Annotated in this window: 21 protein-coding genes; 14 read left to right on the top strand and 7 right to left on the bottom strand. The window is 70.7% G+C overall.

The genetic code is table 11. The annotated features are described in order from the left end of the window. Positions 1 to 273: 273 nt before the first annotated feature. A complete protein-coding gene (locus Q9R13_RS07385) occupies positions 274 to 2,112 on the top strand; it encodes a hypothetical protein (protein ID WP_310964429.1) in 1,839 nt (612 codons plus the stop codon). Positions 2,113 to 2,293: 181 nt separating this feature from the next. Here Q9R13_RS07385 and Q9R13_RS07390 read toward each other — a convergent pair whose 3' ends face one another. Next, positions 2,294 to 3,478: an acyl-CoA dehydrogenase family protein gene (locus tag Q9R13_RS07390; RefSeq protein WP_310964430.1), complete on the bottom strand. Its 1,185-nt coding sequence runs from the start codon at positions 3,476 to 3,478 to the stop codon at positions 2,294 to 2,296. Positions 3,479 to 3,524: 46 nt separating this feature from the next. On the opposite strand from Q9R13_RS07390, the gene Q9R13_RS07395 reads away from it, so the two are divergent. The 4 genes from Q9R13_RS07395 to Q9R13_RS07410 all read left to right on the top strand — a co-directional run bounded on the left by Q9R13_RS07395 (position 3,525) and on the right by Q9R13_RS07410 (position 7,209). Continuing rightward, positions 3,525 to 4,829, top strand: coding sequence for an MFS transporter (locus Q9R13_RS07395; RefSeq protein WP_310964431.1), 1,305 nt, complete (start codon positions 3,525 to 3,527; stop codon positions 4,827 to 4,829). Between the two features lie 10 nt (positions 4,830 to 4,839). Then, a complete protein-coding gene (locus tag Q9R13_RS07400; RefSeq protein ID WP_310964432.1) occupies positions 4,840 to 5,295 on the top strand; it encodes a CoA-binding protein in 456 nt (151 codons plus the stop codon). Continuing rightward, positions 5,288 to 5,719, top strand: a complete 432-nt coding sequence (gene arfB / locus Q9R13_RS07405; RefSeq protein ID WP_310964433.1) for an alternative ribosome rescue aminoacyl-tRNA hydrolase ArfB — start codon at positions 5,288 to 5,290, stop codon at positions 5,717 to 5,719. The genes Q9R13_RS07400 and arfB overlap by 8 nt, the downstream gene beginning before the upstream one ends. A gap of 107 nt (positions 5,720 to 5,826) precedes the next feature. After that, complete coding sequence (locus Q9R13_RS07410; protein WP_310964434.1) at positions 5,827 to 7,209, top strand: HNH endonuclease signature motif containing protein; 1,383 nt, start codon at positions 5,827 to 5,829, stop codon at positions 7,207 to 7,209. An 11-nt stretch (positions 7,210 to 7,220) separates the two neighbouring features. On the opposite strand, the gene purE is transcribed toward Q9R13_RS07410, so the two are convergent. From purE to Q9R13_RS07435, 5 genes are all read right to left on the bottom strand, one after another. Further along, on the bottom strand, positions 7,221 to 7,757 hold the full coding sequence (gene purE / locus Q9R13_RS07415) for a 5-(carboxyamino)imidazole ribonucleotide mutase (RefSeq protein WP_310965056.1): 537 nt from the start codon (positions 7,755 to 7,757) through the stop codon (positions 7,221 to 7,223). 1 nt (position 7,758) lies between these two features. Continuing rightward, the gene (locus Q9R13_RS07420; RefSeq protein ID WP_310964435.1) at positions 7,759 to 8,922 is read right to left on the bottom strand and encodes a 5-(carboxyamino)imidazole ribonucleotide synthase; all 1,164 of its coding nucleotides are present in this window, start codon (positions 8,920 to 8,922) and stop codon (positions 7,759 to 7,761) included. A gap of 26 nt (positions 8,923 to 8,948) precedes the next feature. After that, entirely contained in the window at positions 8,949 to 9,950 is a 1,002-nt protein-coding gene (locus Q9R13_RS07425) for an adenylate/guanylate cyclase domain-containing protein (RefSeq protein WP_310964436.1), read from the bottom strand. Beyond that, on the bottom strand, positions 9,937 to 10,428 hold the full coding sequence (locus Q9R13_RS07430; protein WP_310964437.1) for a PH domain-containing protein: 492 nt from the start codon (positions 10,426 to 10,428) through the stop codon (positions 9,937 to 9,939). The genes Q9R13_RS07425 and Q9R13_RS07430 overlap by 14 nt, the downstream gene beginning before the upstream one ends. Before the next feature lie 78 nt (positions 10,429 to 10,506). Continuing rightward, on the bottom strand, positions 10,507 to 11,298 hold the full coding sequence (locus Q9R13_RS07435; protein WP_310964438.1) for a biotin--[acetyl-CoA-carboxylase] ligase: 792 nt from the start codon (positions 11,296 to 11,298) through the stop codon (positions 10,507 to 10,509). A gap of 41 nt (positions 11,299 to 11,339) precedes the next feature. On the opposite strand from Q9R13_RS07435, the gene Q9R13_RS07440 reads away from it, so the two are divergent. Genes Q9R13_RS07440 through Q9R13_RS07455 form a run of 4 tightly spaced genes read left to right on the top strand, consistent with a single transcriptional unit; the run spans position 11,340 to position 14,670 of the window. Next, complete coding sequence (locus Q9R13_RS07440; protein ID WP_310964439.1) at positions 11,340 to 12,968, top strand: acyl-CoA carboxylase subunit beta; 1,629 nt, start codon at positions 11,340 to 11,342, stop codon at positions 12,966 to 12,968. Next, the gene (locus Q9R13_RS07445) at positions 12,965 to 13,195 is read left to right on the top strand and encodes an acyl-CoA carboxylase subunit epsilon (protein ID WP_310964440.1); all 231 of its coding nucleotides are present in this window, start codon (positions 12,965 to 12,967) and stop codon (positions 13,193 to 13,195) included. The genes Q9R13_RS07440 and Q9R13_RS07445 overlap by 4 nt, the downstream gene beginning before the upstream one ends. Before the next feature lie 4 nt (positions 13,196 to 13,199). Further along, positions 13,200 to 14,009: an HAD family hydrolase gene (locus Q9R13_RS07450; RefSeq protein WP_310964441.1), complete on the top strand. Its 810-nt coding sequence runs from the start codon at positions 13,200 to 13,202 to the stop codon at positions 14,007 to 14,009. 58 nt (positions 14,010 to 14,067) lie between these two features. After that, positions 14,068 to 14,670, top strand: coding sequence for a Maf family protein (locus Q9R13_RS07455; RefSeq protein WP_310964442.1), 603 nt, complete (start codon positions 14,068 to 14,070; stop codon positions 14,668 to 14,670). A gap of 25 nt (positions 14,671 to 14,695) precedes the next feature. Here Q9R13_RS07455 and Q9R13_RS07460 read toward each other — a convergent pair whose 3' ends face one another. Then, entirely contained in the window at positions 14,696 to 15,901 is a 1,206-nt protein-coding gene (locus tag Q9R13_RS07460; RefSeq protein WP_310964443.1) for an acyl-CoA dehydrogenase family protein, read from the bottom strand. Between the two features lie 46 nt (positions 15,902 to 15,947). Here Q9R13_RS07460 and Q9R13_RS07465 point away from each other — a divergent pair, with 46 nt between their 5' ends. The 5 genes from Q9R13_RS07465 (at position 15,948) to efeB (ending at position 22,450) form a co-directional block, all read left to right on the top strand. Next, positions 15,948 to 16,400, top strand: coding sequence for a DUF2269 family protein (locus Q9R13_RS07465; RefSeq protein ID WP_310964444.1), 453 nt, complete (start codon positions 15,948 to 15,950; stop codon positions 16,398 to 16,400). 71 nt (positions 16,401 to 16,471) lie between these two features. Beyond that, positions 16,472 to 18,268: an acetyl/propionyl/methylcrotonyl-CoA carboxylase subunit alpha gene (locus Q9R13_RS07470; protein ID WP_310964445.1), complete on the top strand. Its 1,797-nt coding sequence runs from the start codon at positions 16,472 to 16,474 to the stop codon at positions 18,266 to 18,268. A 93-nt stretch (positions 18,269 to 18,361) separates the two neighbouring features. Continuing rightward, positions 18,362 to 19,942 (top strand): iron uptake transporter permease EfeU, encoded by a 1,581-nt coding sequence (gene efeU, locus Q9R13_RS07475; RefSeq protein ID WP_310964446.1) that lies wholly within the window; start codon positions 18,362 to 18,364, stop codon positions 19,940 to 19,942. A gap of 55 nt (positions 19,943 to 19,997) precedes the next feature. Further along, a complete protein-coding gene (gene efeO / locus Q9R13_RS07480; protein ID WP_310964447.1) occupies positions 19,998 to 21,170 on the top strand; it encodes an iron uptake system protein EfeO in 1,173 nt (390 codons plus the stop codon). After that, entirely contained in the window at positions 21,170 to 22,450 is a 1,281-nt protein-coding gene (efeB, locus tag Q9R13_RS07485) for an iron uptake transporter deferrochelatase/peroxidase subunit (protein ID WP_310964448.1), read from the top strand. Before efeO ends, efeB begins: the two co-directional genes overlap by 1 nt. The last annotated feature ends 3 nt before the right edge of the window (positions 22,451 to 22,453 follow it).

Genomic DNA, 22,453 nt, shown 5'->3' on the forward strand with positions numbered 1-22,453 from the left:
CGGTTCCTGTGGGACAAGGTCCGCACGGCTTTCCTTGCCCTGCCGTGGCGGCTGTTTTGGATGCCGTCCAGACATCGCGCGTGAGTGGGCGGCATCGAGCTCGTCGTTGATGTGGCGGGCGCCCGGAGAGCACCGTCGACGATGGGTGCCAGCGGTCCGCGAGCCTCAGTTCGGTCCGTCCGGGCACTTCGCCGAAAACGTGGGTGGGCGCGCGGGCGTGGCTCTACGCTGCGCTGGACCAAGGTCTGGTCCGCCGTCGTCCCGGGAGGTCCCGTGCGTCGTCCGATCGCAGCCAGCGTGGTGCTGGCCACCGCGGCTGCACTCGCCGCACCGATGTTCGCTGCCACCGCGTATGCCACCACGAACCCTGTGGTCACCGCCTACTCCGACACACGGCAGACCCCGTACTCCTACGAGCAGACGAACGACGGGAACATCCTGCGCGAAGCGTGCGCGGACGCGGCACCGAAAGCCGCTCGGCTCTCGCTCGCAACCGCGTTGCGGCACGCTGGCCACCTGGTGTCCAAGGCATCCCACGGAAAGGGCGCGCGCAAGCTGGCCCACAGCGCATCGGGCAAGACCGAGGACGCGGCGATGACCGGCGCGGTCTCTGCCGTGGTCGACGGAAGCCCGGTCGCCGCGCTCGCCGCGCTGCTGCGCGCGCACCACCTCGCGCGGAAGGATCCGGTGCCGCTCATCGACGGCGCCGCCCTGCTCGCCCAGATGGGCAAGCCCAACGAGGCCCTCGCCTTGTTGCGGGCGGTGAAGACCAAGCGACTGCCCGCACACGCACCGTTCACCGTGCCGTGGCCGGCCGTGATGTCGGCCGCGCGCGGTGCAGCCCAGCTCGACCTGCACCACTACGACGCGGCGATCACTGCCTACGCGGCGGCGCGCAAGGCAAACAAGCTGTTGCCCGAGGCCAACCAGGGACGCGCCGCGGCGTACGCGTGCAAGAACGACGACCAGCACGCGATGGTCTTCCTGACCGCCGGTACGACGCGGCAGCAGTTCCCCGACGGCGACTTCGTCGGTGGCGACCCGACCTCCGGCGGCCAGCAGGTCGCCGGACCGGAGGTGCTCGACACCCACCACGGAAAGACCATCACCCTCCCCAACTTCAAGCTTCCGCAGACGGTCGCGGAAGGCGCCGCGTTGAATCAGCCGTACCAGAACTACATTGAAGGGAAGTTGCGTGACCAGGAGAGGGCCGTCGACGCCGCAGCGCAGGCGGCGAGTGTGCCCTACGAGAAATTCATCGACGCCCCGACGACGACTCCGGCGACGGCCGGACGTGCGCAAGACATCCTCCACGCCGTGGCAGAGACGGGCGTCGATCCCTCGGTCAAGCCACTGTGGGACAAGGCCTGGGCAGCCGAAGGCGTCCTGAGCGAGAAGATGACCAGCGTGCTGGGGCAGGCCCCGTGTTCGGACAAGGGCGCGTCGCAGGGCGAGCTCCGGGCGGACACCATCGCGTTCGACACGGACTGGCGCAAAGCGCTCGCTGCCGACTACCGTCTGGGTACTGCGCTCGCAGCGAACCTGAAGACCCCGGCGGCACACGAGTACGCGATCGCGCAGGCGCGCTCGCATGCATGGAACAACATCGACTTCCTTGCCCACGAAGACAGTCGGATCGACTTCTACGACTGGCTGTGCCAGGACGAACAGTCGGGGTCCGGGGATCCCGTCAGCGGCTCGGTCGCGACACCCCCCAGCGCCGCATGCCCCACGGGCATCCAGGGCATGGCGATCAAGTTCAAGCTCTTCGGCATCACCGTGAGCGTCAGCTGCGAGGTCGTCAGCGCGAGCGTGGCGACCAAGGGCTGGATCGGCGCGTTCGTCAGCGGGACCTACGACTTCGGCAAGCGACAATTGACGATCTTCGGCGGACCCCAGGTGAGTGTCTCGACGCCGGACGGTCCGACGAAGTTCGGCGGATCGGTCAAGGACGGGATCTACGTGACCGTCGGCGACAAGGGGATCGAGGACATCGGCGCCAGGTACCAGCACGGCGTGACGTCGACCGTCGGGTCGGTGTCGACCAAGATCGCGGGCGACAAGATGGACTTCACCTTCGTCGGCGCGTTCTCCAGTGCGTTCAGCCGGTGAGCCGTTCGGGCATCAGGGCATCTTGCGCCCTTCGTGCGGGTGGTCCACCGCGCGGATCTGTCACACAGCGTCACATAGGTGCGCGCCGCGTGGTTCGACTCGTTCGTAGCCGGTCTGGTGCAACACCCGGCGCTCACCGGATCCCGGGCATCGCCCTTGCCGATATGACTGCGAAACCCGCTCAGAGCTCGGACTGGACCCCCGCAAGGAGCTGTCGTGCCATCACGATCCGCTGCACCTGGTTGGTGCCCTCGTAGATCTGGGTGATCTTGGCGTCGCGCATCATCCGCTCGACGGGGTAGTCAGAGGTGTAGCCGTAGCCACCGAGGACCTGGACGGCATTGGTGGTGACCTCCATCGCGACGTCGGAGGCGAAGCACTTCGCCGCCGCACCGAAGAAGGTCAGGTCGGCGTCCCCGCGCTCGGACTTCCCCGCCGCGGCGTAGGTCAGCTGCCGGGCCGCCTCCACCTTCATGCCCATGTCGGCCAGCATGAACTGCAGGCCCTGGAAGTCCGCGATCGGCCGGCCGAACTGCTGACGCTGCTTGGCGTAGTCCAGCGCGTAGTCCACCGCGCCCTGAGCCACCCCGACCGCCTGCGCAGCGATCGTCACCCGGGTGTGGTCCAGGGTCTTCATCGCGGTCGCGAACCCGGTGCCCTCCGCGCCAATCATCCGATCCGCCGGGATCCGCACGTTGTCCAGGTAGACCTCCCGGGTCGGGGAGCCCTTGATGCCCAGCTTCTTCTCCTTCGCCCCGAACGAGACGCCCTCGTCGGACTTCTCCACCACGAACGCCGAGATCCCCTTGCTGCGCGCCTCCGGGTCGGTCACCGCCATCACCGTGTAGAACTCCGACTCCCCGGCGTTGGTGATCCACCGCTTCACCCCGTTGAGCACGTAGAAGACCCCCTCGCTGGTCTCCTCACGCACCGCCTTGGTCTTCATGCTCACCGCGTCCGACCCCGCATCCGGCTCGGACAGGCAGTACGAGAACCCACCCTCACCGCGAGCCAACGCGCCCAGGTACCTCGTCTTCAGCTCCTCCGAGCCCGAGATCTGCACCGGCAACGAACCCAGCTTGTTCACCGCCGGGATCAGGCTCGCCGACACACACGCCCGAGCCACCTCCTCGATCACCAGCACGGTCGCCAGGGCATCCGCTCCCGCACCGCCGTACTCCTCCGGCACGTGGGGTGCGTGGAAGTCCGCCGCCAACAACGCCTCGGCCGCCTCCGACGGATAGCGCACCTGCTCATCGACCTCGGCAGCGAACGGCGCCACCTTCGCGTCACACACCGCCCGGACCGCCTCACGCACCGCACGGTGCTCGTCGGACAGCGTGAACAAGGGGAAGTCAGAGGTCATGGCCCGATTCTATGGGCCGGCGACCGCCCTGCTTGGATGGCTGCCGATGAGTGGAATGCGGCGGCTGTTCGCCGACACCCGACCCCTGGCGGTCCCGGAGTTCCGGCGACTGTGGTCGGCGAACATCATCACCGTCATCGGCGCCCAACTGACCGTCGTGGCGGTGCCGGCGCAGATCTACGACCTGACCCGGTCTTCGGCGTACGTCGGCCTGACCGGGATCTTCGGCCTGGTCCCGCTCATCGTGCTCGGGCTGTACGGCGGCGCGCTGGCGGATGTGATGGACCGGCGTCGACTGCTGATGATCACCACCGCCGGACTCATCGTCACGAGCGGGATCTTCTGGCTGCAGGCGTTCCTCGGGATGCGCAGCGTCTGGCTGCTGCTGGTCGTGTTCGCGCTGCAGCAGGCGTTCTTCGCGGTGAACCAGCCGACTCGCAGCGCGCTGCTGCCCCGCCTGGTGCCCACGGAGCAGCTGCCCGCAGCCAATGCGTTGAACATGACCGTCAGCCAGTTCGGAGCGATCGCGGGTCCGTTGATCGGCGGCGCGCTGATCCCGGTCCTCGGCTACTCGTGGCTCTACCTGTGCGACACGATCACGCTGACCGCCACCTTGTGGGCGGTGTGGACCCTCCCACCGATGCTGCCCGAGGGTGTCACGGGTCGTGCCGGGGTCCGCTCGGTGCTCGACGGGCTGGGCTACCTGCGCGGCCACAAGGTGCTGCTGATGTCCTTCGTCGTCGACATCATCGCGATGGTGTTCGGGATGCCGCGGGCGCTCTTCCCCCAGATCGCGCACCAGAGCTTCGGCGGACCCGTCGAAGGTGGCCTCGCCTTCGCCCTGCTCTTCGCCGGGATCCCGCTCGGCGCCGTCCTCGGCGGGATCTTCTCGGGGTGGGTCTCCCGGGTGTCGCGACAAGGGCTCGCGGTCGTGGTCGCGATCGTGGTGTGGGGCGGGGCCATGGTGCTCTTCGGGCTGGCCTCCGGCGCGGCGCACGGCCGGGCCGGACCGTTCCTGGGCCTGGCGCTGCTCGGGCTGGTGATCGGCGGGGCCGCCGACATGGCCTCGGCGGCGTTCCGATCGACGATGCTGATGGAGGCAGCCGGCGACGCCGTACGGGGACGGCTGCAGGGGGTCTTCATCGTGGTGGTGGTCGGCGGGCCCAGGATCGCGGACGTCGCGCACGGCGGTGTCGCGGCTGTTGCCGGCACCGGTCCGACCGCTGCCGGAGGCGGCGTGCTCGTCGTCGCACTCGTCCTGGTCGCCGCCGCTGTGGTGCCGACGTTCGTCCGCTACCGGGTCTCCCGCGGCGGGTCCGGAGCCGGTCCGTCGCCGCGTACGACGTCGTAGGCTCCAGGTCATGGCACTCCCCTGGCAGGATCAGGCCGCGATCGACCTGATGCTGGACGACTGTGTGACCTGGGCGGTCGTGGGACTGTCGGGCGACCCGTCGCGTACCGCGTACGAGATCGCAGCGCTGCTGCAGCACAAGGGCAAGCGGATCGTGCCGATCCACCCTCGCTTCGACGACCCCGCCGAGCCGGGCACCGTGCTGGGCGAGCAGGGGTATCCAACGCTGGCCGCCGTCCCCTTCCCCGTCGACGTCGTGGACGTGTTCCGGCGGTCGGGCCAGGCCGGTCCGTTCGCCGACCAGGCCGTGCAGATCGGCGCCCGGGGCGTCTGGTTCCAGCTGGGGGTGGTCGACCAGGCTGCCTTCGAGCGGACCCGTGCCGCCGGCGTACCGATGGTGATGGACACCTGCCCCGCGATCGAGTGGCGCCGGCGACCGCCGCCGAGGGCTCCCAGTAGTGCCTGACCTCTTCGTGCCGCCGGGCCCGGGACTCCCTGAGGGCCTGGTGATCCCCGGCGACGAGCTGGTGGAGCGCTTCTCGAAGTCGTCGGGGCCCGGCGGCCAGTCGGTGAACACCACGGACAGCCGCGTCGAGCTGAGCCTCGACGTCGCGCACTCGCCGTCACTGACCGAGGCACAACGGCAGCGCGCCGCGGCGATGCTCGGCGGCCCGACGATCACCGTGACCGCCTCCGAGCAGCGCTCCCAGCACCGCAACCGGATGGCGGCCAGGGAGAGGCTCGCCGAACGGCTCCGCGCGGCGCTGGCTCCCCCACCGCCGGCACGCGTGCCCACGAAGCCGACCCGCGGCTCGCAACGGCGCCGGGTCGAGGGCAAGCGCCGGCGCGCGCAGATCAAGGCGATGCGACGCCGCGTCGACAAGGGCTGAGCGGCGGGCTCAACTCAGCCCAAGGCCGCAGGGACTCCGGCGCCAGACACCCAGCGTTCTTCGAATGTATCTGCGATTGTGTCGGTGTTCGGGCCTAGGGTTGTTTCATGGTCTCGGGGAGCAGCGTTCGCGGCGATGTGTCGGTTGCGGGTGCGGTGCTGGCCGGGATCCGGGCGGACCAGGAGGTCGTGCAGGCGGCTGAGGCGTCCAAGCTGGCCGGGGTGCTGGCCTGGTGTGAGCTGCATGTGACCGAGGACCCGGACCGGGCAGCCACCTGGGGTGGGGCCCCGGTCCGGCTCGGGGGCGTCGGGTGTCCGTGGGTCGGTGAGTTCACCCTCACCGAGCTCGCGGCCGGGCTGGGGATGAGCCCGGCCGGGGCCCGGGCGCTGGTGGCCGAGGTGCTCGAGCTGGCGTTCCGGCTCCCACGGTTGTGGGCGCGGGTGCAGGGCGGGGAGGTGGCGGCGTGGCGGGCCCGGCGGATCGCCGAGCAGACCCAGATCCTCACCATCGAGGCCGCCGGGTTCCTCGACGCCCAGGTCGCCGGGTTCGCCGCCCGGATGGGCGCCACCGCGGTGGACCGGCTCCTCGCCGAGGCGGTGGCCCGGTTCATGCCCGACCTGGCACGCGAGCAGCGCGAGCAGGCAGCGGATGCTCGCCGGTTCGACATCGACCACGCCCGGGTCTCCTTCGCCGGGACCAGCCGGGTCGAAGCCGAGCTGGACCTGGCCGACGCGCTGGACCTGGACGCCGCGATCGCCGCACTCGCCGCAGAGCTGAAGCAGCTCGGCGCCGACCTCGGCCTGGACCAGCGCCGGGCACTGGCCGCCGGAGAGCTGGCCCGCCGCCAGCTCGCCCTGGACCTCGACACGGCAACCGGCACCGGCACCGACACCGACACCGACACCGTGGACCAGCCCGCCGAAGATCGGCCCCCTGCCCGGGCCGCCCGGGGGCACGGTCGCCGGGACCTGACCCTGTACGCACACCTGCCCACCGACACGCTCCACCCCACCCCGACCGAGGCCGCAAGCACCCCCCACGCCCTCGCGGGCGCGACCGTCAGCCTGGAGGGACACCACGATCCGGTGATCACCCTGGACACCCTGCGGGACTGGCTCACGATCTCCGCAGACATCCATGTCACGATCCGCCCGATCATCGACCTCAACGCCGACCTGACCAGCACCAGCCGATTCGCCGCCGGACCGCACCGCGAACAGATCATCCTGCGCGACCGCACCTGCGCCGCACCCCACTGCAGCCGCCCGGCCCGACACCTCGACCTGGACCACACCACGGCCTGGGACGACCAGGGCCCACCCGGGCAGACCAGATCGTCGAACCTCGCCGCGCTATGCCGACACCACCACCGAGCCAAGACACTGACCAGCTGGACCTACCAGCAGCTACTCCCCGGCGTGCTCCTCTGGAAGACCCCACACGGGCTCCGCCACCTCACCACCACCGGCCACACCATCGACCTGAACTGACGGCGAAGTCCTCAGAACCCCAGCCTGTGCCCGGCCTCGCCGCGTACGGCCTTGCCCTTCTCCTGCGCGGTCGCCTTCAGCGCCGCCTGGAAGTCGGTCATCCGCTGCCGCAGGTCGGCATCGGAGGCCGCCAGGATCCGTACGGCGAGCAGCCCGGCATTGCGGGCGTTGCCGACCGCCACCGTGGCGACCGGAACCCCGGCTGGCATCTGCACGATCGAGAGCAGCGAGTCGAGGCCGTCGAGGTACTTCAACGGCACCGGGACGCCGATCACCGGCAGCGGGGTCACCGCGGCGAGCATGCCGGGCAGGTGGGCCGCCCCGCCGGCGCCGGCGATGAGCACCTGCAGCCCGCGACCGGCGGCGTCCTTGCCGTAGGCGAGCATCTCCTCGGGCATCCGGTGCGCCGAGACGACGTCGGCCTCGAAGGCGACGTCGAACTCCGCCAGCGCGTCGGCTGCGGCGCGCATCACCGGCCAGTCGGAGTCCGAGCCCATCACGATCCCGACCCGGGGACCGGCGCCAGCCGACGCCCCGCTCAGGTGCATGTCACTCACTGGCATCTCCCAGCTCTCCGGCGAACCACGCGGCCGCGTGTCGGGCGCGCTTCAGGCAGTCGTCGAGGTCTTCACCGTAGGCGTTGACGTGGCCCACCTTGCGACCGGGACGCAACGACTTGCCGTAGAGGTGCACGCGCAGCCGCGGATCGCGGGCAAGCGCGTGCGGGTAGCCGTCGTACAGTGGGGCGGCGCCGCTGACCGGCAGGATGTTGACCATCACCGTCCACGGCGCCCGGGCCTCGGGCGCCCCGAGCGGCAGGTCCAGCACCGCACGCAGGTGGTTCTCGAACTGCGAGGTGACCGCACCGTCCTGGCTCCAGTGGCCGGTGTTGTGCGGACGCATCGCCAGCTCGTTGACCAGGACGCGGCCGTCGACGGTCTCGAAGAGCTCCACGGCGAGGATGCCGGTGACGCCGAGCTCGGCTGCGATCCGCATCGCGATCTGCTGAGCCTGCATCGCCAGGGCGGGTGCGAGATCGGGGGCGGGTGCGACCACCTCGGTACAGATCCCGTCGCGCTGCGTCGAGGCGACCACCGGGTAGGCGGCGACCTGCCCGCTGGGCGACCGGGCGACCAGTGCGGAGAGCTCGCGACGGAAGTCGACGCGCTCCTCGGCCAGCAGGCGGACCCCCGCAGCAGCGGCCACCTCGAACGCCTCGGCAGCCTCGGCCTCGGTGTCGATGAACCACACGCCCTTGCCGTCGTACCCCCCGCGCGTGGTCTTGAGCACGCACGGGAGTCCGAACGCGCGCACGTCGCGTGGAGACGAGACGAAGCTGTACCGCGGAGACGCGATGCCCAGCCCGCTGAGGGCCTCCCGCATCACCCCCTTGTCCTGGGCGTGCACCAGCGCGTCCGGCCCCGGTCGGACGGCGACGCCGGCTTCCTCGAGGGCGTGCAGGTGCCCGGTGGGAACGTGCTCGTGGTCGAAGGTGACCACCGCGCACCCCGCGGTGACCTCCCGCAGCGTGTCGAGATCGGTGTGGTCGCCGACCACGTGGTCTGCGATGACCTGGGCGGCGGAGGCGTCGGGGCCCTCCGCGAGCAGGCGGAGCGGGACGCCCATCACGGCGGCCGGCTCGGCCAGCATCCTGGCCAACTGCCCTCCCCCGATGACGGCGACGGTCGGCACAGGCTGGTCGGCGGGTGGCACCCGGGCAGACTACCGAGGGCGCCGGGTCAGCCGGCGTGTCGGGGGCGGGTACGCCGCGCCGTGGCAGGCACCACGTCGCCGAAGCCTCGCAGCGGGCGGGCCGGCAGGCTGCGCACCTCGAAGTCCTGCCCGGACACCTCGGCGGCCGTTGCCTGGTCGATGATCACCCGGTTGCGTCGGGCCACGGTCGTCAGCCGTGCGGCCAGGTTGACCGACGGTCCGAACACGTCGCCCATGCGCAGCACTGCCGGACCGGTCGCCACGCCCACGCGTACGTCGGGCAGCCGCTTGTCGCCCCCGATCACGCCGATGATGTCCAGCCCGATGTCGATGCCGCCTGCCGGGCTCGCCGACACGAACAGCACGGAGTCACCGAGGCTCTTGATGATCCGACCGCCGTGCTCCGCGATCACGTCGTGGGAGCGGGACTCGAAGACCGCCACGAGCTCCCCGATGCGATCCTCGTCGAGCTCGTTGGTGACCGCAGTGAAGTTGACCAGGTCGGCGAACCCGACGGTCACGGTCGCCATCGGGGTCTCCTCCTCGGGCTGCAACAGCTCGGCGCGGGCCACTGCCACCGCCAGGTGGCGTCGCCAGGCGTAGAGCAGCACCTCGTCGAATATCGGCGCCATCTGGCTGACCAGCTGGGTCGACGCGGCGAACCGGTCCTCCAACGAGCTTGCTTCGGAGGTCCGCTCCGCGGAGAGCACTGCGGTGAGGTTGTCGACCTCCCAGTCCGCCAGCCGCGACATGGTCGACCCGACCGCGCGCGCCATCGCGACGATCGTGTCCTCGTCCAGGCCCATCCCACGCACGGTCTCGATCGCCGTCAGCGCACGCACGTCCGGCTCGGTGAACGCGACAGCGTCGACCGCGTCGGGGAACCCCAGCGCGCGCCAGAGGCGCCGCGCCTGGGCGACGGTGACGCCGGATGCCTGCGCGACCTGCTCTGCGGTGAGCTCCGGCGCGCTGCCCAGGATGGTGCGCTCGAGCTCGGAGCGCAGAACGTCGTGGTCAGGTTCCGTCATCGGTCTTCGCATGGTCGAAGAGCTGGTCGGCGATCTTCAGGTGCAGTTGCTCGACGTGGGGTACGTCGGGCAGCGTGACCCGGCCGTGGGTGCTCGCGTCGGAGATCACCAGGGTGCCGCAGCCCAGCATCCGGTCGAGCAGCCCGCGCTCGTAGGAGACGTCGCTGATCCGGCTGAGCGGGATGTCGTGGCCCGTGCGGGTCAGCACCCCGGAGCGGGTCAGCAGCCGGCGATCGGTCACCGTGTACGTCGCGGTCAGCCAACCCAGCGCCGGCCACACCGTGAAGGCGAGCAGCAGGAGGACGGCGACCACCCAGACCACGTCCTCGAGCAGGCCATGGGTGTGCACGGCCAGGAAGCCCGCGCCCACCAGGACGACGACCAGGACCGCGAGTGGCGCCAGGAGGGCCTTGGGGTGGGTGCGGGTGCTGAACACCACCTGCTCGCCCTCATTGAGCAGCCGCGGGGAGATCGCCATGTCCCCGATCATGTCACCCGGATCGTGTCACCCCGATCATGTCACCGGAACCGGTCACCCGAGATCGTGGCGACCGGATCATCCGGCCGGTCGCACGTGCAGGACATCACCGGCACCCACCGGCACCCTCTCACCGTCGACGATGACCACCAGGCGACCGTCCACGTCCACGTCCACGGCGGTGCCGCGCAGCGCGCGTCCGCCGGGCAGCTGCACCTCGACCTCGCGGGTCAGGGTCGCGCACCGCTCGCGATAGGCGGCCACCAGCGCGACGGGGTCCACCCGCAGCGCGTCCACGTGCTCTGCGAGCGCGGCGAGCACCAGGCCGAGCAGCATGGTGCGGTCGACGCGCGCACCGGCCAGCGAGAGCGAGGTGGCAGTCGGCACCGGGAGCTCGTCGGCATCCAGGTCGACGTTGATGCCGATGCCGATGACCGCTCGCGGCGGCTGCCCGGTCCGCTCGACCAGAATTCCCGCCAGCTTCCCCTCCGCTCCATCGGCCGCGCCCTCGACCAGCACGTCGTTGGGCCACTTGAGCACCGCATCCACGCCACACCGCCGTACGGCCTCGGCCACGGCGAGCCCGGCCGCCAGCGGAACCAGCGGCCAGCGCGCGTCCGGCAGTCCGGGGTCGACGACCGCGGAGAAGGTGAGCGCGGTGCCCGGCGGGGTCTGCCACGAGCGGTCGAGCCGACCCCGACCGGCGGTCTGGTGGTCGGCGACCACGACCGACCCGGGGGCGGGCTGCTGCACCGCGACGGCATTGGTCGACGGCGTGCTCGGCAGCAGCGTGACCACCCACTGCGACCCGGCCGCCTCCTGCAGCGCTGGCTGCCCGAGTGGTGACCGGGGGGCGGGAGTCGGTGACATGACGACTAGATTGGCCCAGAACTACGAGGAGGCCAACCAGCGTGAGCTCACAGCCGGGTCCAGTCGACGCCGACACCGACGTCCCCACCGACATCGACATCCACACCACGGCAGGCAAGCTCGCCGACCTCGACCGACGCATCGAGAAGGCGGTTCACGCCGGCTCGGCGAAGGCCGTGGAGAAGCAGCACGCCCGTGGCAAGAAGACCGCCCGCGAGCGGATCGAGCTGCTCTTCGACGAGGGTTCCTTCGTCGAGCTCGATGAGCTCGCCCGGCACCGGTCCACCTCATTCGGCCTGGAGAAGAACCGGCCGTACGGCGACGGCGTGATCACCGGCTACGGCACCATCGACGGCCGTCAGGCCTGCGTGTTCTCGCAGGACTTCACCGTCTTCGGCGGCTCCCTGGGCCAGGTCTACGGCGAGAAGATCACCAAGGTGATGGACCTGGCGATGAGGACCGGCTGCCCGATCATCGGCATTAACGAGGGAGCCGGCGCCCGCATCCAGGAGGGCGTGGTCAGCCTCGGCTTGTACGGCGAGATCTTCAAGCGCAACGTGCACGCCTCCGGGGTCATCCCGCAGATCAGCCTGATCATGGGCTCCTGCGCCGGCGGCCACGTCTACTCCCCGGCGGTCACCGACTTCACGATCATGGTCGACGGAACCTCCAACATGTTCATCACCGGGCCCGACGTGATCAAGACCGTCACCGGCGAGGACGTCACGATGGAGGACCTGGGCGGCGCCCGGGCACACAACACCAAGTCGGGCAACGCCCACTACATGGGCGCCGACGAGGAGGACGCGATCGAATACGTCAAGGCGCTGTTGTCCTACCTGCCGCAGAACAACCTCGACGAGCCTCCGGCCTACGTCCCCGAGGGCTCGGCGGCCGACCGCCTCGAGATCACCGACCTCGACCGCGAGCTGGACACCCTGGTCCCGGACTCCCCCAACCAGCCCTATGACATGAAGACCGTGATCACCTCGATCCTCGACGACGGCGAGTTCCTCGAGGTGATGCCGCTGTTCGCCGGCAACATCGTCGTCGGCTACGGCCGGGTCGAGGGCAAGCCCGTAGGCGTCGTGGCCAACCAGCCGATGCAGTTCGCGGGCACGCTGGACATCGACGCCTCCGAGAAGGCCGCGCGCTTCGTGCGCACCTGCGACGCCTTCAACATCCCGGTCCTGACCTTCGTCGACGTGCCCGGATTCCTGCCTGGCACCGATCAGGAGTGGAACGGCATCATCCGGCGCGGCGCGAAGCTGATCTTCGCCTATGCCGAGGCCACCGTTCCGCTGGTCACGATCATCACCCGCAAGGCGTACGGCGGCGCCTATGACGTGATGGGCTCCAAGCACCTGGGCGCGGACATCAACCTTGCCTGGCCGAGCGCCCAGATCGCGGTGATGGGTGCCCAGGGCGCAGTGAACATCCTCTACCGCAAGGAGCTCGCGAAGGCCGACGATCCGGAGGCACGTCGCGCGGAGCTGATCCAGGACTACGAGGACACCCTGGCCAACCCGTACGTCGCCGCCGAGCGCGGCTACGTCGACGCGGTGATCGCCCCCCACGAGACCCGAGTCGAGGTCGTCCGGGCACTGCGTCTGCTGGCCACGAAGCGCGAGACGCTGCCGGCGAAGAAGCACGGGAACATCCCGCTGTGAGCGAGGTGGACGGCGTCCCGGCCGAGCAGCCGCCGCTGCTGAGGGTGCTCACCCCGGGCACCACGGCCGAGGAGGTGGCCGCGCTCGTCGCGGTGCTCTCGGCGATGGGATCGGACGCACCCGAGCCGCCGCGCCGGACCAGCGCGTGGTCGGACCCCCGACGCAGGCTCACCCCGTCGTACCCGCACGGACCGGGCGGCTGGCACGCGAGCGGGCTCCCGCGCTGATCGGGTGATCCGGCTCGTCGCGACTGATCTGGACGGCACCCTGCTGCGTTCCGACCTCACCGTCAGCCGACGGACGAGGGCGGCACTGGACCGGGTGCGTGCGGCCGGCGTACCCGTGGTGCCGGTGACGGCCCGCCAGCCGATCGGGCTGGCCCCGATCGCTGCGGAGGCGGGCTTCGAGGGATGGGCGCTGTGCGGCAACGGCGCGCACGGCCTGCACCTGTCCACCGGCGAGACCCTCTTCGAGGCGCACCTCGACGTGGCGGTCCAGCAGGCTCTGGCCGAGGCACTGAGCTCCGCCGTCCCGGACCTGCTCTTCGTGAGCGTCCGCGAGCGCGGTGACGTGTTCGTCGCCCAGCACGGCTACGCGGCGATGGCCTCGTTCAGCGACCACAAGCGCGATCCGGCCACCATGGCTGAGCACTCCCTCGCGGACGTCCTCGCCGAGCCGAGCCTCAAGCTCGTCGTCCGCCATGCCAGTCTGCCCAACGACGAGCTGGTCGCGACGATCCGCGGCCTGGGGCTGGCCGGCTTCGAGGTGACGCACTCCGGTGCTCCATTCGTGGAGGTGCTCGCCCAGGGCGTCACCAAGGCCTGGGGCCTGGACCGACTGTGCCGCCATCTCGGCGTGGACCGCGCAGAGGTGCTGGCCTTCGGCGATGCACCGAACGACGCGGAGATGCTGGCCTGGGCGGGCCGCGGAGTCGCGGTCGCGAACGCCGCGCCCGAGACGCTCGCCGCCGCGGGCGAGACCACCCTGAGCAACGAGGAGGACGGCGTCGCCGCCGTGCTGGAGGCCCTGCTACCGGACTGAGCCACGACACCGACCCCGCACGACCCGGCCGCGGCGCCGGGCGCACTAGGGTCAGAGGGTGTCGCAGCCGCTGCCCCGCCTCGTCCTGGCGTCCCAGTCCCCCGCCCGCCTGAAGACCCTGCAGCAGGCCGGGCTGCGCCCGCATGTGGTGGTCAGCGGCGTCGACGAGTCACGGGTCGAGGAGGACGACCCGAGCGCGCTCGTGCTGCGGTTGGCCCAGCTCAAGGCGGTGGCCGTCGCGGCCCACGAGCCGCGAGCCCTGGTGGTCGGGTGTGACTCGGTGCTGGAGTTCGAGGGCGCGACGTACGGCAAGCCGACCGATGCCGCGGACGTGATCGACCGCTGGCAGCGAATGCGCGGCAAGGTCGGTGTGCTGCACACCGGCCACTGCGTGATCGACACCCACCGCGAGGTCTGGCTGGCCAGGGCGGCCGCCACCCAGGTCCGGTTCGCCCAGGTCTCCGACGACGAGATCCGCGCCTACGTGGCGACCGGCGAGCCGTTGCGCGTCGCTGGGGCGTTCACCCTGGACGGGCGCGGCTCGGCATTCGTCTCGGGGATCACCGGCGACCCCCACAACGTGGTCGGACTCAGCGTCCCGCTGCTGCGGCTGATGTTCGAGGAGCTGGGCTTCGTCTGGACCGACTTCTGGGGCCACTGAGCAACGCGAGCGGCCCGCCGGACAGCTACTCGACCGGAAGGCCCAGGCCCCGCGCGATGAGCATCCGCTGCACCTCCGAGGTGCCCTCGCCGATCTCGAGCACCTTGGCATCGCGGTAGAACCGTGCGACCGGATACTCCTCCATGAAGCCATAGCCGCCGAACACCTGGGTCGCGATCCGGGTCGCGGTCACGGCGGCCTCGGTGGCGTGCAGCTTGGCGATCGCGGCAGCGTGCTTGAACGCAGCGGGCGCCGGTCCCCCGGGCCGGCCCATCGCGTCCTTCATCGCGGCCGCCTTGTAGGTGAGCAAGCGCGAGGTCTGCAGCATCACCTCGAGGTCGGCGATCTGGAACGCGACGCCCTGCTTGCGACCGATCGGCCCGCCGAAGGTCTGCCGCTCACCGGCGTACTGGACGCTCATGTCCAGGCACGCCTGGATGCTGCCGACCGCCAGCGCGGCGATCGCGACTCGACCGTCGTCGAGCGTGGCCAGGAACTGTGCGAAGCCGCGGCCCCGCTCGCCGAGGAGGTTGGCCTCGGGCACCCGGCAGTCGGTGAAGGTGAGGGGATGGGTGTCGCTGGCGTGCCAGCCGAGCTTGTCGTAGGCCTTCTCGGCGGTGAAGCCGGGCGTGCCTGCGGGGACCATGATCGTCGAGATCTCCGGCCTCTCCGGCCCTGAGCCGGTCGCCGGGCGTACGCCGGTGCGGGCCGTCACGGTCACCAGCGAGGTGATCTCGGAGCCGGAGTTGGTGATGAACTGCTTGCTCCCGTTGATCACCCATTCCCCGTCAACGAGCTCCGCCTTGGTCCGCGTCGCTCCCGCGTCCGAGCCAGCTCCGGGCTCGGTCAGTCCGAACCCGGCCAGGCGCCGCCCTGCAACGAGGTCGGGGAGCCAGGTCTGCTTCTGCTCCTCCGTGCCGAAGGTGAGCACCGGGTTGATGCCCAGGCCCACGCCGGCCTCCAGCGTGATGCCCATCGACTGGTCGACGCGGCCGAGCTCCTCGATCGCCAGGCACAGCGAGGTGAAGGCACCGTCGTGGGTGCCGGCCCCGCCGTACTCCTCCGGCGCGGTGAGGCCGAAGAGCCCCAGGTCGCCCATCTTGTGCACGACGTCGACCGGGAAGACGTGCTCCCTGTCCCACTGCGCCGCGTGCGGGGCGATCTCCTTGTCCGCGAAGTCGCGGACGATACGACGGAACTGCTCGTGCTCGGGGGATAGGTCGAAGCTCATGGCAGCCATGGTAGTTAGCGATTGTTAACCACGCTAGCCTGCGCGCATGTTCAAGATCATGCTGGCTCTGCACCTGCTCACCGCGATCTTCGCGATCGGGCCGCTGGTGGGCGCCGTGACCACCGCCTCCCGCGGGCTGCGCAGCGGCGACGCCACCGCCACCGCCACCTCCGCGCGGACCTTGACGATCTACTCCTACGCCTCGGTCATCGTGGTCATCTTCGGCTTCGGGCTGATGTCGGCCAAGGCGCCGTGGGACAAGTCGAAGACCGTCGCGGACTTCGGTGACACCTGGATCTGGCTGTCCCTGCTGCTGTGGCTGGTCGCCATGGCGCTGGTGCTCGCCGTGGTCGTCCCGGCACTGAAGAAGGCCGGGGTCGCGATCGGCGGCAGCCAGCCCGTCAACGCCCTGGTGGGCCGGGTCGCCGGGGCCGGCGGAGTGGTCGGCCTGCTGTTCGCGGCCATCGTGTTCTTGATGGTCTACCAGCCTGGGAGCTGAGACCCGACGAACGCCGGAGCCGGCACGCCCATAGACTCCGGTTGACTTCCCGCATTGCAGAAGGAGCGAGCGTGCCCGACATCAAGCCGCTGCAGAAGGTTCTCGTCGCGAACCGTGGCGAGATCGCCGTCCGAGTGGTTCGCGCCTGCAAGGACGCGGGCATCGCATCGGTCGCGGTGTACGCCGACCCCGACCGTGATGCCCTGTTCGTCCGGCTCGCCGACGAGGCACACTCCCTCGGTGGCGCGACACCCGCAGAGTCCTATCTCGACATCGAGAAGATCGTCGCGGTGGCGAAGAAGTCGGGTGCCGACTCGGTGCACCCCGGCTACGGCTTCCTCGCCGAGAACGCCGACTTCGCCCAGGCGGTCCTTGACGCCGGGCTGGTCTGGATCGGCCCACCGCCGGCCGCCATCGAGGCGCTCGGCGACAAGGCCAGGGCCAAGCACATCGCCCAGAAGGCCAACGCCCCGCTGGCTCCGGGCACCAAGGATCCCGTCAAGGACGCCGACGAGATCGTCGCATTCGCGAAGGCCAACGGCCTGCCGGTGGCGATCAAGGCGGTCTTCGGCGGCGGCGGCCGTGGGCTCAAGGTCGCTCGCACCCTCGAAGAGATCCCCGAGCAGTTCGAGTCGGCGGTCCGTGAGGCGGTCGCGGCATTCGGTCGCGGCGAGTGCCTGGTGGAGAAGTTCCTCGACCGGCCGCGGCATGTCGAGACCCAGTGCCTTGCGGACCAGCACGGCAACGTCGTGGTGGTCTCCACCCGGGACTGCTCGCTGCAGCGCCGACACCAGAAGCTCGTCGAGGAGGCCCCTGCGCCGTTCCTCTCCGAGGATCAGCTGGCCCGCCTCTACGAGTCGTCCAAGGCGATCCTGAAGGAGGCCGGGTACGTCGGCGCCGGCACCTGCGAGTTCCTCGTCGCCGCCGACGGCACGATCTCCTTCCTCGAGGTCAACACCCGCCTGCAGGTCGAGCACTGCGTCTCCGAGGAGGTCACCGGCATCGACCTGGTCCGGGAGATGTTCCGGGTCGCCGCTGGGGAGGAACTCGGCTACGACGACCCGGAGATCCGCGGCCACTCCATCGAGTTCCGGATCAACGCCGAGGACGGCGGCCGCAACTTCATGCCCGCGCCCGGAACCCTGAGCAGGTGGCAGCCGCCGAGCGGCCCGGGGGTGCGCCTCGACGGCGGCTATGTCGAGGGCGAGACCATTCCCGGTTCGTTCGACTCCCTGATCGCGAAGCTGATCGTGAGCGGCCGGGACCGCACCCAGGCCCTCGAGCGGTCCCGTCGCGCACTGGCGGAGTTCGTGGTCGACGGCATGCCGACGGTGATCCCCTTCCACCGGACGGTCGTCGAGGACCCGGCGTACGTCGGCGCCTCGAACCCGAGCGGTGTCGGCGCCTTCGGCGTCTACACCACCTGGATCGAGACCGACTTCGACAACCAGATCGAGCCTTACTCCGGCGCGACGGCGGAGGCCCCGGAGGCCGCCGAGCGGCAGCACGTCACGGTCGAGGTCGGCGGCAAGCGGCTCGAGGTCGTCCTCCCTGCGGGCCTCGGCGGGCTCGGCGGAGCCTCGACCGGGCCCGGGGCGAAGAGGCCGAAGCGGTCCGCTGCCAGGAAGGCGGGTGCCGCCGTGTCCGGCGACGCGGTCGCGAGCCCGATGCAGGGCACGATCGTCAAGGTGGCCGTCGAGGACGGCGCGACGGTCGCCGAGGGCGACGTCATCGTCGTGCTCGAGGCGATGAAGATGGAGCAGCCCCTCAAGGCCCACAAGGCGGGCACGGTCACGGGTCTGTCGGCGGAGGTCGGCGCCACGGTCACCAATGGCGAGGTCGTCTGCGAGATCAAGGACGCCGGCTGAGGCCTGCGCCCGTCCGCACGACCCGAACGGCGTCACGACGCGCACCCGTTCTACACTTCTGAGGTCAGCCTTACCTAACCTCCGGAGCAGACCGTGCTGCCGACCTTCGTCATCGGACTTCGAGAGGGCCTCGAAGCGGCCCTGATCGTGGGCATCATCGCGGCGTTCCTGCGTCGGCAGCGCCGCGGCGACCTGCTCCGTCAGATGGCCGGCGGCGTCACGCTCGCGGTCCTGGTGTGCATCGGCGTCGGCGTCGCCCTCGAGGCCTTCTCCCGCGACCTGCCCCAGCAGCAGCAGGAGGGCCTGGAGACCGTCATCGGCCTGCTGGCCGTCGCCATGGTCACCTACATGGTGGCGTGGATGAAGGAGCACTCCCGCGGTCTCAAGCACCAGCTCGAGGGTGCCGCGGCCGAGGCGATGGCCGGCGGCGGCTCGCGGGCGGGGCGGGCCATGGTGTTCATGGCCTTCCTCGCCGTGCTGCGCGAGGGATTCGAGACGGTCGTCTTCCTGCTCGCCGCCTTCAACGAGTCCGGCGCCGGTGCCGCGGCGCTGGTCGGCGCAGTCCTGGGCATCGCGGTGGCGATCGCGCTCGGCTACGGCATCTACCGCGGCGGCGTGCGGATCAACCTCTCGAAGTTCTTCCGAGCCACCGGCCTGGTGCTGGTCCTCGTGGCCGCCGGGCTCGTGGTCAGCGCGCTCCACACCGCCCACGAGGCCGGCTGGCTCGATGTCGGCCAGCAGCAGGTGCTGGACCTCTCCTGGCTGGTGCAGCCGGGGTCGGTGCTCTCCTCCTTGCTGACCGGCATGCTCGGCATCCAACCGCACCCCGCCCTGATCGAGGTGGTGGGCTGGCTGGTGTACCTCGTCCCGGTCGGTGTCTTCGTGACCTGGCCCCAGCACCGCCCAGTGCCGCTGCGGGGCCTGGCCCGCGGGTTCACGGCGGGAGCGGTCCTCGCGCTCGCGTCCGGCACCGTCGTCGCCGTGCTCGCACCGTCCGCACCGACGAGCCGACCGACCACGACGGACAAGACGATCAGCGCTCGGGTGCTGGCGGTCGAGGCGGACTCCGCAACCGTGCGCACCCAGGACCTGTTCCCGCTGACCGGCCGGGACCGGGGTCCGCGCGCGCTCCACCTGACGCACACCGGGGCGACGACCATGTCCGGGGTCGCGGCGCAGACCTACCAGGTGCGACTGTTCGGTCGTGGGAGCGGCCCCGCGACACTGACCACACGGGCGGCTGCGGCACTGAACGGCGGCCGCCTCCCGGTCGGCGTGCTGCCGGGCTCCCACCACTCGATCGCCGCGAGGTACCGCACGACCAGGGTCCTCGACGTCTCCATCGAACCGCGCACCCGGCGCGTGCTGGACGTGCACTGGTCGGCTACCGAGCACGTCGAGGTACCTGGCCCCGCCGGCGACACCCTCACCCTGGGCCGACCGCTGCGCAAGGCCGCAGCCTCCCTGTCGACGAGCGCCCGCGACGCTGCCACCGCTGCCGCGAAGGACGACCTGGCGACCCTGGATCGCCACCGGCACATGACCTCCCTGGGCTGGCTGCTGGGCAGCCTCGGCGTGGCCGGATCGATCGGCGCGGCGCTGGTGCAGCGCCGGCGGCGGGCCGGCGCGACCGTCCCCGCGATGGAACCGACCCCGGAACCGAGTCGTGGATGAGGTTAGGCTAACCTAACTTCCATTCGTCGAAACCTGCTCGCTGATGGAGATCCCCATGCGCCCTGCCACGACCCACGCCGTCGGGACCGGACTGCTCGCCTTCGCGCTCCTGCCCGTGCTCGCCGGCTGCGGCTCCGGCGACCCTGCTCGAACGGCGGACCCCTCGGGCGGCAGCGCCCACCACGCCACCGTGACGATCACCAGTGCACACGGATGCAGCCTCGACCGGACCACGCTCGGGGCAGGCGGGATCACCTTCTCGGTGAAGAACGTCGACGCCACCGCGGTCTCCGAGGTCGAGCTGCTCAGTGGCCAGCGGATCGTCGGCGAGAAGGAGAACCTGCCGCCCGGCTTCGGCGGCACCTTCTCGGTCAACGCCGACGCCGGCAACTACACGCTCTACTGCCCCGGCGCCACCCCCGAGCGGCAGGCCGTGACGGTCACCGGCACCGCCGCGACCACCGACGAGAGCACCGCGACCCTGCTCCGCAAGGCCACCAGGGGCTACTCGACGTACGTCAGCACACAAGTGGGCTACCTCCTCCAGGGCGTGCGCAAGCTCGACCGTGCGCTGCACGGCGGCAACCTCCGCGCGGCCCAGGTCGCCTATGCGCAGGCCCGGCCCTTCTACGAGAAGATCGAGCCCGTCGCGGAGTCGTTCACGGTCGGCCGGAACAACCTGGACGCCGACATCGACGCCCGGGCCAACGACGTGCCGGCGAGCCGCTTCATGGGCTTCCATCGGATCGAGAAGGGCCTCTTCGCGGACAAGAGCCTCGACGGCCTGGCCCCCTTCGGCGACGGCCTGGTCCGCAACGTGAAGAAGCTGCAGAAGCTGACCGCCGGGCTCAGGTATCAGCCGACCGAGCTCGCCAACGGCGCCCAGGAGCTCCTCGACGAGGTCGCGGCCACCAAGGTCACCGGCGAGGAGGAGCGCTACTCCCACATCGACCTGCTCGACGTCGCCAACAACGTCGAGGGCGCCGAGCAGGCCTTCGCCCAGCTCACGCCGGTCATGAAGGAGGTGGACGGGGACCTGACCGAGCAGATCGAGCACCGCTTCGCGGCATTGGACAAGCTCGTCGAGAGCTACCGCGACGCGAACGAGCCGTCGGGCTACCGGCTCTACACGACGCTCGACCCGTCGGACAAGCGTCAGCTCGCCGCCGCGGTCAAGGCGGTGCAGGAGCCGCTGTCGCGAGTGGCAGCCACGGTGGCCACCGCCTGATGGACGGCTCCGGGACGAGCGACATCTCGGCGCACCCCTCGCCGCGCGGGGCCGGCCGTCGAGCCTTCCTCGGCGGTGCGCTCGGCGCTGCCGGCCTGGCGGTGGGAGGGGCCACCGGCTTCGGCATCGGCCGCGACAGCCAGCCCTCGCGCGCGGCCAGCGCGACCCTGCCGTTCTACGGACGGCACCAGGCCGGCATCTCCACCGCGACCCAGGACCGGCTGGCCTTCGCCGCGTTCGACGTGACGACCGGCGACCGGATGGAGCTGGCCCGGATGCTCGGCACCTGGGCGGCCGCCGCGGAAAGGCTGACCCGCGGCGAGCAGATCGGCCCGGTCGAGACCCACCCCCAGGCCCCGCCGGTCGACACCGGCGAGGCCGTCGGGCTGTCCGCGTCGCGACTGACCGTCACCGTCGGGTTCGGGCCGAGCCTGTTCGACGATCGGTTCGGGCTCGCCGACCGGCGGCCCGCCGTACTCAGCGACCTGCCGGCGCTGCCCGGCGACAGTCTGCGCAGGGAGATCAGCGGTGGCGACCTCGCAGTCCAGGCCTGTGCCGACGACCCCCAGGTGGCCTTCCACGTGATCCGCAATTTCGCCCGACTGGCCCGCGGTACGGCGGTGATGCGCTGGTCGCAGCTGGGCTTCGGCAAGACCGCCTCCACCTCGTCGGCCCAGGCGACACCGCGCAACCTGATGGGATTCAAGGACGGCACCCGCAACATCAAGGAGCAGGACCACCACGACTTCGAGAGGTTCGTCTGGGTCGGCGACGAGACCGACCAGGATTGGATGAGGGGCGGCAGCTACCTGGTCACCCGCCGGATCAGGATGCTCATCGAGTCCTGGGACACCGACTTCCTCGCCGACCAGGAGAACGTCTTCGGCCGGGTCAAGGACACCGGCGCCCCTCTCACCGGGACCCACGAGTTCGACACTCCGGACCTGTCGGCACGCGACGGCCACGGCAACCCCGTCATCCCGCTCAACGCCCACATCCGGCTGGCCGCGCACGAGACGAACGGCGGCACCCGGCTGCTCCGCCGCGGCTACTCCTACACCGACGGCATCGACCCGGTCACCGGGTACCTCGACGCCGGCCTGTTCTTCATCACCTTCCAGAAGGATCCGGACCAGTTCGTCCGGATCCAGCGCAAGCTCGGCAGCCGGGACCTGCTCAACGAGTACATCCAGCACACCAGCTCGGCGGTGTTCGCCTGTCCTCCGGGGCTGTCCGGCCCCGGTGACTGGTGGGGAAGGACGCTCTTCGCCGAGACGTGAGCG

Source organism: Nocardioides marmorisolisilvae, from assembly GCF_031656915.1.
GTDB lineage: Bacteria > Actinomycetota > Actinomycetes > Propionibacteriales > Nocardioidaceae > Marmoricola > Marmoricola terrisoli.

Coding starts and splice junctions, on each gene's coding strand:
- Q9R13_RS07390 (WP_310964430.1), bottom strand. CDS start 3,478: ATGACCTCTGACTTCCCCTTGTTCACGCTGTCCGACGAGCACCGTGCG.
- Q9R13_RS07395 (WP_310964431.1), top strand. CDS start 3,525: ATGAGTGGAATGCGGCGGCTGTTCGCCGACACCCGACCCCTGGCGGTC.
- Q9R13_RS07400 (WP_310964432.1), top strand. CDS start 4,840: ATGGCACTCCCCTGGCAGGATCAGGCCGCGATCGACCTGATGCTGGAC.
- Q9R13_RS07410 (WP_310964434.1), top strand. CDS start 5,827: ATGGTCTCGGGGAGCAGCGTTCGCGGCGATGTGTCGGTTGCGGGTGCG.
- purE (WP_310965056.1), bottom strand. CDS start 7,757: ATGCACCTGAGCGGGGCGTCGGCTGGCGCCGGTCCCCGGGTCGGGATC.
- Q9R13_RS07425 (WP_310964436.1), bottom strand. CDS start 9,950: ATGACGGAACCTGACCACGACGTTCTGCGCTCCGAGCTCGAGCGCACC.
- Q9R13_RS07430 (WP_310964437.1), bottom strand. CDS start 10,428: ATGGCGATCTCCCCGCGGCTGCTCAATGAGGGCGAGCAGGTGGTGTTC.
- Q9R13_RS07435 (WP_310964438.1), bottom strand. CDS start 11,298: ATGTCACCGACTCCCGCCCCCCGGTCACCACTCGGGCAGCCAGCGCTG.
- Q9R13_RS07460 (WP_310964443.1), bottom strand. CDS start 15,901: ATGAGCTTCGACCTATCCCCCGAGCACGAGCAGTTCCGTCGTATCGTC.
- Q9R13_RS07465 (WP_310964444.1), top strand. CDS start 15,948: ATGTTCAAGATCATGCTGGCTCTGCACCTGCTCACCGCGATCTTCGCG.
- efeO (WP_310964447.1), top strand. CDS start 19,998: ATGCGCCCTGCCACGACCCACGCCGTCGGGACCGGACTGCTCGCCTTC.
- efeB (WP_310964448.1), top strand. CDS start 21,170: ATGGACGGCTCCGGGACGAGCGACATCTCGGCGCACCCCTCGCCGCGC.